The organism is Streptomyces sp. L-9-10, assembly GCF_004151105.1.
Taxonomy (GTDB): domain Bacteria; phylum Actinomycetota; class Actinomycetes; order Streptomycetales; family Streptomycetaceae; genus Streptomyces.
The window spans coordinates 419,637-432,690 of the sequence record NZ_PHRF01000095.1 but is presented as its reverse complement, the minus strand read 5'-3'; the positions used below and the strand labels follow the sequence as shown (position 1 = coordinate 432,690).

Annotated in this window: 11 protein-coding genes; 4 read left to right on the top strand and 7 right to left on the bottom strand. The window is 72.1% G+C overall.

All coding sequences use genetic code 11. From position 1 onward, the window contains the following. Nucleotides 1–7: 7 nt before the first annotated feature. From CU044_RS23315 to CU044_RS23300, 4 genes are all read left to right on the top strand, one after another. Nucleotides 8–1,267, top strand: a complete 1,260-nt coding sequence (locus CU044_RS23315; RefSeq protein ID WP_129770919.1) for an Ig-like domain-containing protein — start codon at nucleotides 8–10, stop codon at nucleotides 1,265–1,267. A gap of 166 nt (nucleotides 1,268–1,433) precedes the next feature. Continuing rightward, nucleotides 1,434–2,894 carry an ABC transporter permease gene (locus tag CU044_RS23310; RefSeq protein ID WP_129770657.1) on the top strand — a complete coding sequence of 487 codons (1,461 nt, stop codon included), beginning with the start codon at nucleotides 1,434–1,436 and terminating at the stop codon, nucleotides 2,892–2,894. A 79-nt stretch (nucleotides 2,895–2,973) separates the two neighbouring features. After that, nucleotides 2,974–3,657 carry an ABC transporter ATP-binding protein gene (locus tag CU044_RS23305; RefSeq protein ID WP_129770656.1) on the top strand — a complete coding sequence of 228 codons (684 nt, stop codon included), beginning with the start codon at nucleotides 2,974–2,976 and terminating at the stop codon, nucleotides 3,655–3,657. Nucleotides 3,658–3,821: 164 nt separating this feature from the next. Next, nucleotides 3,822–4,811 carry a GNAT family N-acetyltransferase gene (locus CU044_RS23300; RefSeq protein WP_129770655.1) on the top strand — a complete coding sequence of 330 codons (990 nt, stop codon included), beginning with the start codon at nucleotides 3,822–3,824 and terminating at the stop codon, nucleotides 4,809–4,811. Nucleotides 4,812–4,856: 45 nt separating this feature from the next. Here CU044_RS23300 and abc-f read toward each other — a convergent pair whose 3' ends face one another. The 7 genes from abc-f to CU044_RS23265 all read right to left on the bottom strand — a co-directional run bounded on the left by abc-f (nucleotide 4,857) and on the right by CU044_RS23265 (nucleotide 13,045). Continuing rightward, nucleotides 4,857–6,488: a ribosomal protection-like ABC-F family protein gene (gene abc-f, locus CU044_RS23295; RefSeq protein ID WP_129770654.1), complete on the bottom strand. Its 1,632-nt coding sequence runs from the start codon at nucleotides 6,486–6,488 to the stop codon at nucleotides 4,857–4,859. A gap of 221 nt (nucleotides 6,489–6,709) precedes the next feature. After that, complete coding sequence (locus tag CU044_RS23290; protein ID WP_129770653.1) at nucleotides 6,710–8,134, bottom strand: ParB/Srx family N-terminal domain-containing protein; 1,425 nt, start codon at nucleotides 8,132–8,134, stop codon at nucleotides 6,710–6,712. 229 nt (nucleotides 8,135–8,363) lie between these two features. Continuing rightward, the gene (locus CU044_RS23285) at nucleotides 8,364–9,062 is read right to left on the bottom strand and encodes a hypothetical protein (protein ID WP_345790149.1); all 699 of its coding nucleotides are present in this window, start codon (nucleotides 9,060–9,062) and stop codon (nucleotides 8,364–8,366) included. Then, a complete protein-coding gene (locus CU044_RS23280; RefSeq protein ID WP_240045787.1) occupies nucleotides 9,059–10,597 on the bottom strand; it encodes a hypothetical protein in 1,539 nt (512 codons plus the stop codon). Before CU044_RS23280 ends, CU044_RS23285 begins: the two co-directional genes overlap by 4 nt. 14 nt (nucleotides 10,598–10,611) lie before the next feature. Next, nucleotides 10,612–11,421 carry an ABC transporter ATP-binding protein gene (locus tag CU044_RS23275; protein ID WP_129770651.1) on the bottom strand — a complete coding sequence of 270 codons (810 nt, stop codon included), beginning with the start codon at nucleotides 11,419–11,421 and terminating at the stop codon, nucleotides 10,612–10,614. Between the two features lie 158 nt (nucleotides 11,422–11,579). Further along, nucleotides 11,580–12,476 (bottom strand): zf-HC2 domain-containing protein, encoded by an 897-nt coding sequence (locus CU044_RS23270; RefSeq protein WP_129770650.1) that lies wholly within the window; start codon nucleotides 12,474–12,476, stop codon nucleotides 11,580–11,582. After that, entirely contained in the window at nucleotides 12,473–13,045 is a 573-nt protein-coding gene (locus tag CU044_RS23265; protein ID WP_129770649.1) for an RNA polymerase sigma factor, read from the bottom strand. The genes CU044_RS23270 and CU044_RS23265 overlap by 4 nt, the downstream gene beginning before the upstream one ends. Nucleotides 13,046–13,054 lie beyond the last annotated feature (9 nt).

Genomic DNA, 13,054 nt, shown 5'->3' with positions numbered 1-13,054 from the left:
GGCGATGATGGAGAAGCGTGTGATGAGGGACAGCAAGCGGCGCAAGGGCCTCGCGGCCGCGTCCGCGGTGCTCGGCGGCCTACTGGTGCTTTCGGCCTGTAGCGAGGGGACGGACAAGGCCCCCTCGGACAGCGGGGCGTCGGCTCAGGCCAAGGCGGACGAGGTGGCCGCCAAGGAGACCTCGCAGGCCCAGATATCCATCGCGCCCAAGAACGGCGCGACGAATGTGGGCATCAACAACGACGCCAAGGTCACCGTCACCAAGGGCACCCTCACCAGCGTGACCATGACCACCGCGGACGGCACCGCCGTCAAGGGCACCCTGGCCGCCGACGCCAAGAGCTGGAAGCCGGACGCGCAGCTGGAGCGCTCCACCTCGTACAAGATCACCGCGACGGCGAAGGACGCCAAGGGCCGCGAGGCCCATGAGAACTCCTCCTTCACCACCGTCTCGCCGAGCAACAGCTTCATCGGGAACTTCACCCCCGAGGACGGTTCCACGGTCGGCGTCGGTATGCCGGTCTCGATCAACTTCGACAAGGCGATCACCGACAAGAAGGCCGTCCAGGACGGCATCACCGTCACGTCGAGCAGCGGCCAGCAGGTCGTCGGCCACTGGTTCAACCAGCAGCGCCTCGACTTCCGCCCCGAGCAGTACTGGACGGGCGGCTCCACGGTCACCCTCAAGCTGAACCTGGACGGGATCGAGGGCGCCGACGGCGTCTTCGGCGTCCAGCAGAAGACGGTCACCTTCCAGATCGGCCGCAGCCAGGTCAGCACGGTCGACGTCAAGAGCAAGACGATGACCGTCGTGCGCGACGGCAAGACGCTCAAGACCATCCCGATCTCGGCAGGCTCGCCCGAGAACACGACCTACAACGGCCAGATGGTGATCTCCGAGAAGTTCAAGGAGACCCGGATGAACGGTGCCACGGTCGGCTTCACGGACGACGACGGCAAGGGCGAGTACGACATCAAGGACGTCCCGCACGCCATGCGGCTGTCCACGTCCGGGACCTTCATCCACGGCAGCTACTGGGGCGGCAACGCGTTCGGCAACGTCAACACCAGCCACGGCTGCGTGGGCCTGAAGGACGTGAAGGGCGCCGGCGACCCCAATCAGCCGGCCGCCTGGTTCTACGACAACTCGCTCATCGGTGACGTGGTCGTCGTCAAGAACTCCGCCGACAAGACCATCGCCCCGGACAACGGCCTCAACGGCTGGAACATGAACTGGTCCGACTGGCAGGCCGGTTCGGCCGCCTGATCGACGCGGGTCGGCAGGCCCCGACCCGAACCGACTCGCCCGGCCGGTCCGAGTCCGCGGGTGAACGGCGGCGGTACCTCATCGAGGTGCCGCCGCCGTTCGCGTTCTCATCCCGCTCTCACCCGGCCCTTAACTCTTCATCACACCGGGCACCTAGCTTCGGCGCATGTTCTTCACCTACCTCAGGCGCGAGCTGCGCCGTCGCAGAAAGGCGGCGCTCGTCGTCGCCTCGGGGCTCGCCCTGGGCATCGCACTGGTGATCGTCGTCAGCTCCGTCTCCTCGGGCATGAGCCAGGCCCAGGACAAGGTCCTGCAATCGCTGTACGGGCTCGGCACCGACATGACCGTCACCAAGGCCGCGGCCCCGCCCGGCGAGGGCGACACCAGCCGGCGGCGCTTCGAGTTCGACGCCGACGGCGACACCGGCGCCGAACAGAGCAGTGACCGGGTGATGGTGCAGGGCTTCCAGACCCTGGCCTCCTCGACCGTCACCGAGGTCGGCGGCCAGAACGGGGTGGACGAGGCCGTCGGCGGGCTCAGCCTGACCGTGCTCAAGGTCAACGGGGAGTTCAAGCCCGGCGAGATCGCCCCGCCGCAGGGCGGTGGCCGGACAGGCCAGGGCGGAGCGGGCGGCTCCGGCGGCGGACAGGTCCGGGGCGGCGGCGCCGCGTTCGACGTCGACTCCTACTCGGTGTTCGGTACCGATGTCGCCGCGCCCGCGCTCGGCCCGCTGACCTCGTCCAAGATCACCGCGGGCCGTACGTTCAAGAGCACCGAGACGGACACGGCGGTCGCGGTCGTCGACAGCGCGTACGCCAAGGAGAAGAGCCTCGCGGTCGGCAAGACCGTCACCATCTCCGGTACGAAGTTCTCCATCGTCGGCGTCGCCACCGCGGACAGCGGGGACTCCGCCGCCAACCTGTACATCCCGCTGAAGAAGGCCCAGACCCTGGCCGACTCCAAGGACAAGGTCACCACGGTCTACGTCAAGGCCGCCGACTCGCAGCAGATCGACAGCGTCAAGTCCGCCATCCAGAAGAACATCCCGGACACGACGGTCACCACCTCCGCCGATCTCGCCGGCACCGTGTCCGGCTCCCTGTCCACCGCCTCCGACCTCGCCACGACGGTCGGCAGGTGGCTCTCCGTCGCCGTGCTGATCGCGGCCTTCCTGGTGGCGGGGCTGCTCACCTCCTCGGCCGTCAGCCGCCGGGTACGGGAGTTCGGCACGCTCAAGGCGCTCGGCTGGAAGAGCGGCCGGGTCACCCGCCAGGTGGTCGGCGAGGCGCTCGTCAACGGACTGCTCGGCGGGGTGCTCGGCATCGCCCTCGGTCTCGGCGGCGCCTATCTCGTCACCGCCATCAGCCCGACCCTGACGGCGCAGCTCGGCGCCGCGGGCGGCGGAGGGGGCGGCGGTTTCGCCGGCGGCGGTCCCGGGGGCGGGGGCGGCCCTGTGCGGCAGACCGCGTCCAAGGCGCTCGACATCGCCCTGACCGCGCCCGTTTCCGTCTCGACCATCGGTATCGCCGTGGGGCTGGCGGTCGCGGGCGGTCTGATCGCCGGTGGCTTCGGCGGCTGGCGGGCCTCCCGGCTGCGGCCCGCGGACGCCCTGCGCCGCGTCGAGTAGCCCCGTTCCCCTTCCCGCAGCATTTCGCAGGTTCCGCAGGTTCCGCAGCAACAGGATTTCGCACAGCAGGAGTCGCACCGTGTACCAGCTCAGAGGCGTCACCAAGCGCTACTCGCGCGGCAAGAAGACCGTCGACGCGCTCGCCGGCGTCGATCTGACGATCGAGGACGGCGGCCGGCTCGTCATCCAGGGCCCGACCGGAGGGGGAAAGTCCACGCTCCTCCAGATGCTCGGCGGCCTCGACCGTCCGACGCAGGGGAGCGTCGAACTCGACGGGGTGGATCTGGCCCGGCTGCCCGAGGCCAGACTCACCAAGGTGCGGGCGGAGAGCATCGGCTTCGTCTTCCAGAGCTTCAACCTCATCCCCACGCTGACCGCGCAGGAGAACGTCGAGACGGCGCTGGTGCCGCTCGGCCTCAAAGGCGCGGCCCGGCGCGAACGCGCGGCGGAGGCGCTCGGCTCCGTCGGCCTCGGCGAGCGGCTCGGCCATGTGCCCGGCGAGCTCTCCGGCGGCCAGCAGCAGCGGGTCGCGATCGCCCGCGCGCTCGTCAAGCGGCCGAAGGTGCTGCTCGCCGATGAACCCACGGGAAATCTCGACGAGTCGATGCGTGACGAGATCATGGAACTGCTGGAGGGCCTCTGGAAAGAGCACGGTCTGACCTTCATCATGGTCACTCACGACAGCTCGATCGCCCGCCGCGCTCCACGGCTCGCCACGATCCGCAAGGGACGGGTCACGATCACCGAGAACGCCGCGGCCTGACGCCGCCAGGTCCTGGCGGCGCACGTGCGCCGGACCGTACGGCCCGGACGTACGGGCCTGGCCGTAAGGCCGCGGACGTACGGCCCCGGACGTACGGCCAGGTTCCGCCCGGACGTCTCCTTAAGTCGGGGGCGTCACCCTCCTCGTACGCGTAGGTTCGATCCATGCTGATCACTCTGGGAAGCCCGCCCTCGGACGCCGAGACCGATGCCTGGCACGCGGTGATCAGCGCGGCCCATGTCCGCGATCTGCCGGCCTCCGCGCCGGAGCCGAGCAGGACGGAGACCGCGGGAAAGCTGCGGGTCCCGCCGGTGAGCGGGCGAAACGTTCATCTCGCGGCGGTGGGGGAGGACGGCTCGTACGAGGGCGTCGCCTCGCTGCTGCTGTTCACCGACGAGGCCAACCGGCACACCGCCTTCCTGGACGCCCTGGTGGTACGTCCCGACGCCCGGCGGCGCGGCATCGGGGCGACGCTCTGGACGGCGATACGCGCCGAACTCGCCGACCAGGGGCGCTCCTCCGTCTCGACCGTCCTCGAACTCGGCGGCGCGGGCGAGGCGTTCGTCGACAGCCTCGGCTTCACGAACGTACTGCGGCTCGGCTGGTACGTGCAGCGCGTCTCCCAGGCGCTGGAGGAGGTGCCGCAGCCCGCGCTGCCGGAGGGGCTGCGCTTCGAGGGCTGGTCGGGCGAGGTGCCCGACGGGACGGCCGAGGCGTTCGCCCGCGCGCATGACGCGAGACGTGACGTATCGGGGCCCAGCAGACAGCTGGACGAACGGACACCGAGCTGGGACGTGGAGCGGGTACGGACCGCGGCCCGGCTGATCGAACAGCGCGGCGGCGTCGTCCTCACCTCGGCAGTCCTCGACACCGAGCGGGACGACGCCGTCGTCGCTTACACCGAGCTGGTCCTGACCGCCCCCTCGGACACCCGCGCGCTCCAGTACGACACGGTGGTCGTCCCCACCCACCGGGGCCGGGGCCTGGGCCGCGCCGTCAAACGCCATCTGCTGGGCCGGCTGAGCGAACTGCACCCGGACGTACGGGAGATCCGTACCACCGTCGCCGACGACAACACGTCGATACTCGCGATGAACGAGTCACTCGGCTACCGGCGGGAGCGGCCGGCGGGAATCTTCCAGGCGAAGCTCTGACGCTCCTCCCCGTCGCGATGCCCGCCCGCCGGCTCGCGGGGCGGATCAGCTCACGACACGGCCCGCCCGCAGTTCCAGCCGGCCGCCCGTGAACCGGGCGCGGAAGCCGCGGTCGTGTGAGACCACCACCACCGCTCCTTCGTACGCCGTGAGCGCCTCCTCCAGCTCCTCCACCAGGCTGAGCGCCACATGGTTCGTCGGTTCGTCGAGGATGAGCAGATCGGCGGGGCGGGTCACCAGCCGGGCCAGTTCCAGTCTGCGCCGCTGGCCGACCGAGAGCGCCGTGACCGGTACGCCGAGGTCGTCCGGCCGGAACAGCCCGAGGCCCAGCAGCTCGTCCGCGTGCTCCTCCGGGAGCCCGGGGCGGCCCGTGGCGAAGGCGTGCAGCAGTGGGAGCCCGGACGGTACGGCGGGCAGGTCCTGGGGCAGATAGCCGATCCGGCCCGTGTGGCGCACCGCGCCGCTGTCCGGGCGCAGTTCACCGGCCAGGATCCGGAGCAGTGTGGTCTTGCCCGCGCCGTTGGGGCCGGTCACCAGTAGCCGTTCGCCCGCCTTCACCCGCAGACCGGCCACCGTCAGCCGGCCGCCGACCACCACGTCGTCCAGCTCGGCGACCGCTCCCTCGGTGGCCGTCCCTTTCGTTTCCCCGGCGCCGCCGGACGCGAGCGTGGCCGTGAACCGCAGCGGCTCGGGTGGCGCGGGTACCGGGCTCTCCTTGAGCCGCCACAACCGCTCCCGCGCCGCCCTGACCTGCCCGGACAGCTTCGCCTCGTGCGAGCGGCGGTGCTTGCCGAAGCCCTGGCGCGGGTCCTTGCCGGTGGCCGCGAGCCGTCGGCCGGAGGCCTCGACGAGCTCCTCCGTACGGGCCAGCTCGTCCAGATACTCCAGATGGTCCTGCTCCCAGCGGCGCCGGGCCGCCGCCTTCGCCGTCCGGTAGCCGTGCCAGCCGTCGCCGTACCGGGTCACCGTACGGGTGTCCCGGTCGACCTCCAGGATCGTCGTCGCGATCCGCTCCAGGAACGCCCGGTCATGGGTGACGGCGAGCACCGTCCCGCGATGCGCCCTGAGCTGGTCCTCCAGCCAGGTGCTCGCGCGGAGGTCGAGATGGTTGGTGGGCTCGTCGAGCAGCAGCAGTTCGGGCGCCGACGCCAGGACGCAGGCCAGCGCCAGCCGGGACCGCTCGCCGCCGGAGAGCGAGCCGAGGGTGCGGTCCCGGGCCACCCGGGCGAGTCCGAGGCCGTGGAGCGCGGCGTCGACGCGGGCATCCGCGCGGTAGCCGTCACGTGCCTCGTAGGCCGCCAACAGCTCCCCGTAGGCGGCCAGTTCGTCAGGCCCGGCCTCGCCGAGGGCCGCTTCGGCCGCCGCGATCCGGCGCTCCAGGGCGCGCAGCTCGGCCAGGGCCGCGTCGACGGCGTCCTGGACGGTGTGGCCGGGATCGAGGGCGAGGGTCTGGGCGAGATGACCGACGCCGCCGGGAAAGCGGACGGTGACCTCGCCGTCGTCGGGCCGTTCGGCCCCGGCGAGCAGCCGCAGCAGTGTCGACTTGCCGGAGCCGTTCTCCCCGATGACTCCGGCCTTTTCGCCGGGACGTACGGTCAGTGACACCTGGTCGAGAACCGACCGGTCGCCATACGCCTTGGACACGTCTTTCATCGCCAATTGAGCGCGTTCGCGCATGCTTCTTCCTGGATCGTCACGCCCTTGTGCAGGGCTGAGCAGTGTCGGACCTGGGGAGCGGGTCCGGAATCACAGGAAGTAGTAGTGCGCGAACATGCCGTCCACTGTAGCCGCGCCTTTCGGCGCGGCCCAGGGGATTTACGGGTGCCGACGGGGCGCCCGCGCCGTCACGGATGCCCGCGCCGTCACGGGCCCCTGTGCCGTCACGGGCGCCTGTGCTGTTACGGGTTGCCGACCAGCTGGACCGGGCCGTTCAGGGTGTTCAGGGTGCAGCCGGGCCCTGACAGGGTCAGCTGCCGCTTGGTGTCGACCACGGAGAGGGGACCGGTCAGCGAGGTGCCGCAGAACTGGACCGTGTGGGCTCCGGCCGCCTGGACGGGACCGGTGATGTCCGCGCCCGTCGCCACCAGGCTCGCGCCCGAGGTGACCACGACGGGGCCGGTCTGACGCGTGCCGTTCAGGCAGAGGACGCCCGAGGAGACGACCAGCGGGCCGGTGTGCTTGCCGGTCAGCGTCTTCGTGCAGGCGGGCGTGGCCGCGATCCGGCCGCGGAAGTCCAGCGCGTACGCGAGCTTGCCGGGCTTGTCGTCCGAGATCGGGGCGCTCAGCTTGCCGAACTCGCCGCCGGTCGGCTTCTTCCCGGCGTTCCACTCCGGCATCCGGCCCAGCTCGTCGGCGGTGCGGCCGTCGGCGATGACGGTGTCACCGGCCGTGCCCGACATCGCCTCGGAGGCGGCGCGGATCGCGGTCAGATAGGAGGCGGGGGAGTCGAGGTCGTACGTGTCGAGGTTCACGCGCTCGCGCAGCCAGGTGCCCCACAGGAACTCCAGGTACTCCGCGGCGGCCTCGGGGGCCTGGTAGCCGATGTCGCGCGTGAAGTAGACGAGGCTGCGGTAGCGGTCGTCATGGAAGCGGGCCAGACCGAGGCGCTGGGGGAGCTGGTCGGTGGTGATGGGGTCGTTGTTCTCGTCGCGCAGCCAGACCCACTTCTTCTCCCGCATGGTCTGCCAGAAGGCGGCGGGCGACAGGCCGCTCAGATTGGCGGCGACGCGCAGCCGGATGTGCGTCTTCGCGCCGCCGTCGGGCGTTTCCAGGAAGGACGTCAGGGAGTGGTGTCCGTCGGTGAGATACAGCTCGCCGCCGGGGCCGATGACGACCGTCTTCATCGCGGCGCGCGTCTCGTCCGTCTCCTGGCCGACCGGGACGGTGCAGGTGAAGCTGGTGGGGTCGGAGAGCGTGGCGCCCGGCGGCACCGTCGCCGCCTCCTCCTGGCCGTTGGTCTCGCACCAGTCGTCGAAGCGCTTGTTGACGTCGCCGTTCTGCTCGTCCTTGGTGCCGCTGTAGCGGCCGAGCTTGTAGTAGATCTGGTCGAAGCCCACGGAGGGCTGGGTGGGGCGCAGTTGGTCGAGCGTGACATCGAGGAGGTCGCCGGCCTCGGCCTTGAGCGCGGCGTGCTTCGTTCCCGTTCCCGCCGGGGCCGTGGGGGCCGCGCTGACGGGGGAGCCGCTCGCGACGACACCGCCCAGCGCGAACGCGCCCGCGGCCAGTCCGGCGGCCAGACCGCGCGCCGCGCCGCCGGGGCGCCCGCCGGCCCGTGCGGGGCGCGGGCTGTCAGGCCGGTGCTGCGTACGGGCTGAGGCGGTCATACGGTCTCCAGTTGGTGTGGTCACGGGACCACGCCCCTGCGCGAGGCGTGGTGGGTCAGCGCATATCCACTCACCTCTCGGGGTACCGTCCGGCGGCTTTCGGCCATCGCGAAGGTGTCGGGCGGGTGAACGGTGGCGTCGAGGCGGGGTGTCCGGGCGGGGCGTTGTCCGGCCGGCGCCGCTTCGGTGTGGCGTCCGTCCGGCGTAGTGAGCGCCGGACAACGCCGGTTCAGCGCCTGGGTCCGGCCAGCGCGTAGAACAGCCCACCGCCCACCGCGAGAACGAGCGCCGTCCAGTCGGCGGCGGTCGTACCGGACGGCTGGATCAGCCAGGTCGTGACCTGGGACGTGACCGAGTCCGTGGACGGTACGAACAGCGCCGCCGCGCACCAGCCGAAGGGCAGCGTCCAGGCGTACTGGCCGCCCCACAGCGCCGCCCCGATCGCGGCGAGTCCCGCCGACCCGGCGCTGTTCCGCAGGAGGGTCCCGGCCCGCACCGGCTCGTCACCGGCGGTCAGGAAGGCGAGCAGCAGCGCTCCTGCGAGCATCCCGATGAGCAGGACATGGGCCGCGCGCCGGGGCGCCCAGCGGATCGCCGCCGTACGGTCGAGCGCGCGGTCCTGCCCGCTCAGGCCGACCGCGGCCGCCGCCACCACGGAGGTCAGGAGCAGAATCCGGGTCCTCGGATCATCGGATCCGGCCCCCCGGGTGAGCGACCAGGTGGCGACGGTGGCGATCAGAGCGGCGGCGAGGGACGCGGGGACCTGGCGGGAGCGCGCGTACAGCGTCAGCCAGCGGGTGGACGGCCGTCGGATGGACGGCCGTCGGCCGGAAGGCCCACGGGTGGACGGCTGCCCGGCGGAAGCCCCACGCGCGGACGGCCGATGGGCAGGGGGCGCCGCCTGTCGTTCCGGCTGTCGCTGTTTCACCGAGGACCGCCGTTCTTCAGGACGTCCAGCAGGTCACCGTCGCAGGAGAGCGCGGCCGTCCGCAGCGCCGTGATCCGCTCGCGCTGTGCGTCGGGCGGCAGGGTGCACAGCGCGTCCCAGGCGGGCCCCGCCAGCGCGTCGATGTCGGCGCGCGGCCAGGCGGTGCCGCGCAGCGGCTTGAGATCACCGGTGAACCAGGCGGCGGCCACCGTCCGCGCGGCCAGTTCGCGTACGACCTTGGTCTCGTAGGACGCCTGCCGTTGCTCCTCGGTCGGGTCGCTCGTGTCCGCGTCGAAACACGGCGCCGTGCCGGCGCCCGCCAGCAGGGTGCGGGTGTACTCGTCCTTCGGCGCGCCGTCGAGAGCCTGCGCCCCGAAGTCAACGGGTACGACATCGGCCGGTACGGCGTTCGCGGGTACGGCGTTGGCGGGTACGGCGCTCGCGGGCGGGGACGCCTCCTTGTCCACGGGCCACGGATCGACGCTCTCGCGCACCGCCGACGGCGGGTCGGGCAGCCGCCCCAGCAGCCGCAGAGCCTCCTCGCCGGGGCCCTTGAGCGCGGCCAGCCGGGATTCGTGCAGCTTCGTCACGCAGACGCGGCCCTCGCACACCAGCGCCGTCGCCGCCTTGTCGAGTGCGTAGTTGCGCGCGTGGTCGGCGGGCAGGAGCGGTACGGCGACGGCCGCGCCCAGCACCACGGGCAGCAGCGCGAGCAGCCGGGCGCGCGGCTTCCGGGCCACGAGCAGGAGGAACCCGGTGACCGCCAGTCCGAGCAGCCAGAGGGCCTGGCCCGCGTGGACGCGCCACGTGACGGTCAGGAACGCGCTGTACACCTGGGAGAGCGCGGGGGAGAGGAGCACGATCCGGTTCGGCACCAGGTCGCCGGTGACCGTGTCGTGCACGATCAGCACCGCCATCAGGGATCCCAGCGCGAGCACCGGCGGGGTCAGCGCGGACGGTACGGTCCTGGCGATCCCCATGCCCAGCAGAGCGCCCGCGACCAGGGCCAGCAACCCGACCGCCAGGATCGGCAGCCAGCCGAGATGGGCGTAACCGTCGTTGGCGAGCACCCGCACCCCGCCGTAGAGGAACACCAGCATGTACGCGGCGGTCAGTGTGAGCGCGAACGCGCCCGCGGTCGTGGTGGCGCGGTGCCATCGGGGGCGCGGTGTGGCCGCGAGGAGTTCGGACGTACCGGAGCGCCGGTCCCGTATCCCCTGCACCGCCCCGGCGGTCACCGCCAGAGGCCACATGAGCACCATCGTGAACCGTTCCCACCAGGCGGTGGAGGTCCACTGCTGCGTCCAGCTCTCGGCGCCCTTCCACCACGGCCCGCTGACCAGCTGGAGGAGGGCGAGCGTGACGATCAGAAGCAGGACGCCGGCCAACGGGGCGGCCGAGCGGCGGAGTTCGATGCGCAGGATCCGGCCTGTACCGCTGCGGCGTGCGCGCACCTGCCGCGCGGGGGTCTCGGACCGTGCGGGGGTGTCGGACCGTGCGGGGGTGTCGGACCGCGCGGGGGGCTTGGGGCCCACGGGGGCTTCCGGGCTCACCACGTACCTCTTCCCGGCTCGGAGCGCATGAGCAGCGCCGCGTAGCCACGTTCGATGGGGCTGTCGCCCGGGTGATCGGTGCCGCCCGCGTCGGCGAGCTGTTCCGGGGTGCCCCGGAACACCAGCGCGCCGTCCGCGACGAGCACCACGTCCGTACAGGCCGCCGCGACGTCCTCGACCAGATGCGTGGAGACGACCACACAGCTGTCCGTGCCGAGTTGGTGCAGCAGCTCGCGGAAGCGCAGCCGCTGCGCCGGGTCGAGCCCGGCCGTCGGCTCGTCGAGCAGCAGGATTTGCGGGTCGTTGACGATCGCCTGCGCGATGCCCGCGCGCCGCACCATGCCGCCGGAGAGGGTCTTCATCCGGTCGTCGGCGCGGTCCGCGAGGCCCACGCGCTCGATGGCGCGCTGGACCGCCCCGGGGATCTCCTCGTGGGGCACCTCCTTCAGCCACGCCATGTACTCGACGAACTCGCGGATGGTGAAGCGCCGGTAGTACCCGAACTCCTGCGGCAGATAACCGATACGGCGGCGCAGCTCGCGCCGGCCGGTCTGCGCGTCGGCGGGTGTGCCCAGCAGTTCGAGGGTGCCTCCGGCGGGCCGGAGGACGGTGGCGAGCGCGCGGATGAGGGTGGTCTTGCCGGCGCCGTTGGGTCCGAGCAGACCGTGGACGCCGGCACCGAGGTCCAGATCGAGGCCGTTGACGGCCATCTTGCGGCCACCGGCTCGTACCCGCAGTCCTTCGGCCCGGATCTCCCAGGCGTAGGTCCGCGGTGCCACTTCGGCGGCGGTCACGCCGCGCGTCATGTCGTCACCGTTTCGGTCATGGGGAAGGCCCTTTCGCGTGTGTGTCGCACGTTGAGGTGAGCGTGTGTGTGGGGCGGTGGCGCGGCTGTCTCGTCAATACGGCTGTCTCGTGAGCACGGGTGTCTCGTGAGTACGGGCGTCTCATGGGCGCGGCTGTGTCAGCGGTGGATGCCGAGGAGGGTGTACGCGCCTCTGCGGGCGATCACGACCACCAGACCGAGCGCGAACACGGCGCCCCATACGGGCAGGGCGTCCGCGTGGAGGACCACGGGCGTACGGCTCACGGCCACCGTCGGCGCCACGATCACCGCCGCCCAGACCGCCACCAGCCCGATCGCGGCCCGGGTCACCCCGATCAGCCCGCCGAGCGCGAGCGCGCCGGTGGTGAACGCCAGACAGGGCAGCAGCCACTGCGCGACGCCCGCGCCGGTCACCCAACCGGCCACCAGCAGCGCGGAGATCACCACGACGAGTACGGATGTCGTGCGCCGGAGCACCAGTTGGAGCCCGGCGCGCGGGGTGCCCGCGATCAGTTCGTACGCCGGATCGAGGCCGCGCGCCCAGGAGGCGGCGACCCCCAGCACGGGCAGTACGGGGGCCAGCAGCAGCACGAAGGAGACGCCCTGGTCGTTGAGGTTGTTCAGGCTGTCGAGGATCACGGCGGTCAGGGTGACGAGGACGGTCACGAACAGCCACGGCACCATCACGGGGGAGGCCCAGGCCGAGAGCGGCAGGGCCCACCGGCGGCGTTGCGGCATCGGCGCGATCGCCGCGAGCTCCGGCGTCAGCTCGGCCCAGACTCCGTCGACGAGGGCGGTCACGGCCGGGGCGGCGTCGCGGGTGACCGCGGCGAGGCGGGCGCGGCATCGCGCACAGGACTCCAGATGGGCTTCGAGCGCCCACACTTCGTCGTGCGCGAGGCCGGCGCCGCTCGCCCCGCCCCGCCGTTCGGCTTCCGTGCGGCCCGTACCGCCGCCCGTATCCTCTGTGTCCCCTCGTGCGTACCGGCCGATGAGCCGCTCCGACGGGTGTTCCACCTGGTCCTCCGCGCTCATGACAGCGCCTCCCGCATCGCTCTCCGTGCCCGCCGCGCGCGGGTCTTGACGGTTCCTTCCGGCACCCCGAGCAGTACGGAGGTCTCCCGTACGGTCATCCCGTCGAGCACCATGGCCCGCAGCACGTCGCGCAGTTCGGGCGCGAGCCGCCGCAGCGCGTCGCCGACCTCCCCGCCGACGGCCGCCGCCAGCACCTCGTCCTCGGCGGCGGGCGCGACGGCCGGCCTGGTGGCGTCGGCGGTCACGGCGGCGGGCAGCCGTGCCTGGTGCGCGCGCCTGCGGAAGGCGTCGACGAGCCGGCGCGCCGCGATCGTCCACAGCCACCCGACGGCGGTGCCGCCGACCGCGGCCCCCGCGAACGCGCTCGCGGCGCGCCATACCGCCAGATACGTCTCCTGCATGACCTCGGCGACGATCTGCTCATCGGCGCACCGCCGCCGCAACCGCACCGCCAGCCACGGCGCCGTACGCCGGTAGAGCTCCTCGAACGCGGCGCGGTCGCCCTTGGCGACGAGCTTGACGAGTCTCTCCTCGTCAAGCTCCGCTGGTGTCTTCCCGCTGAATCCCACACCGGCTAG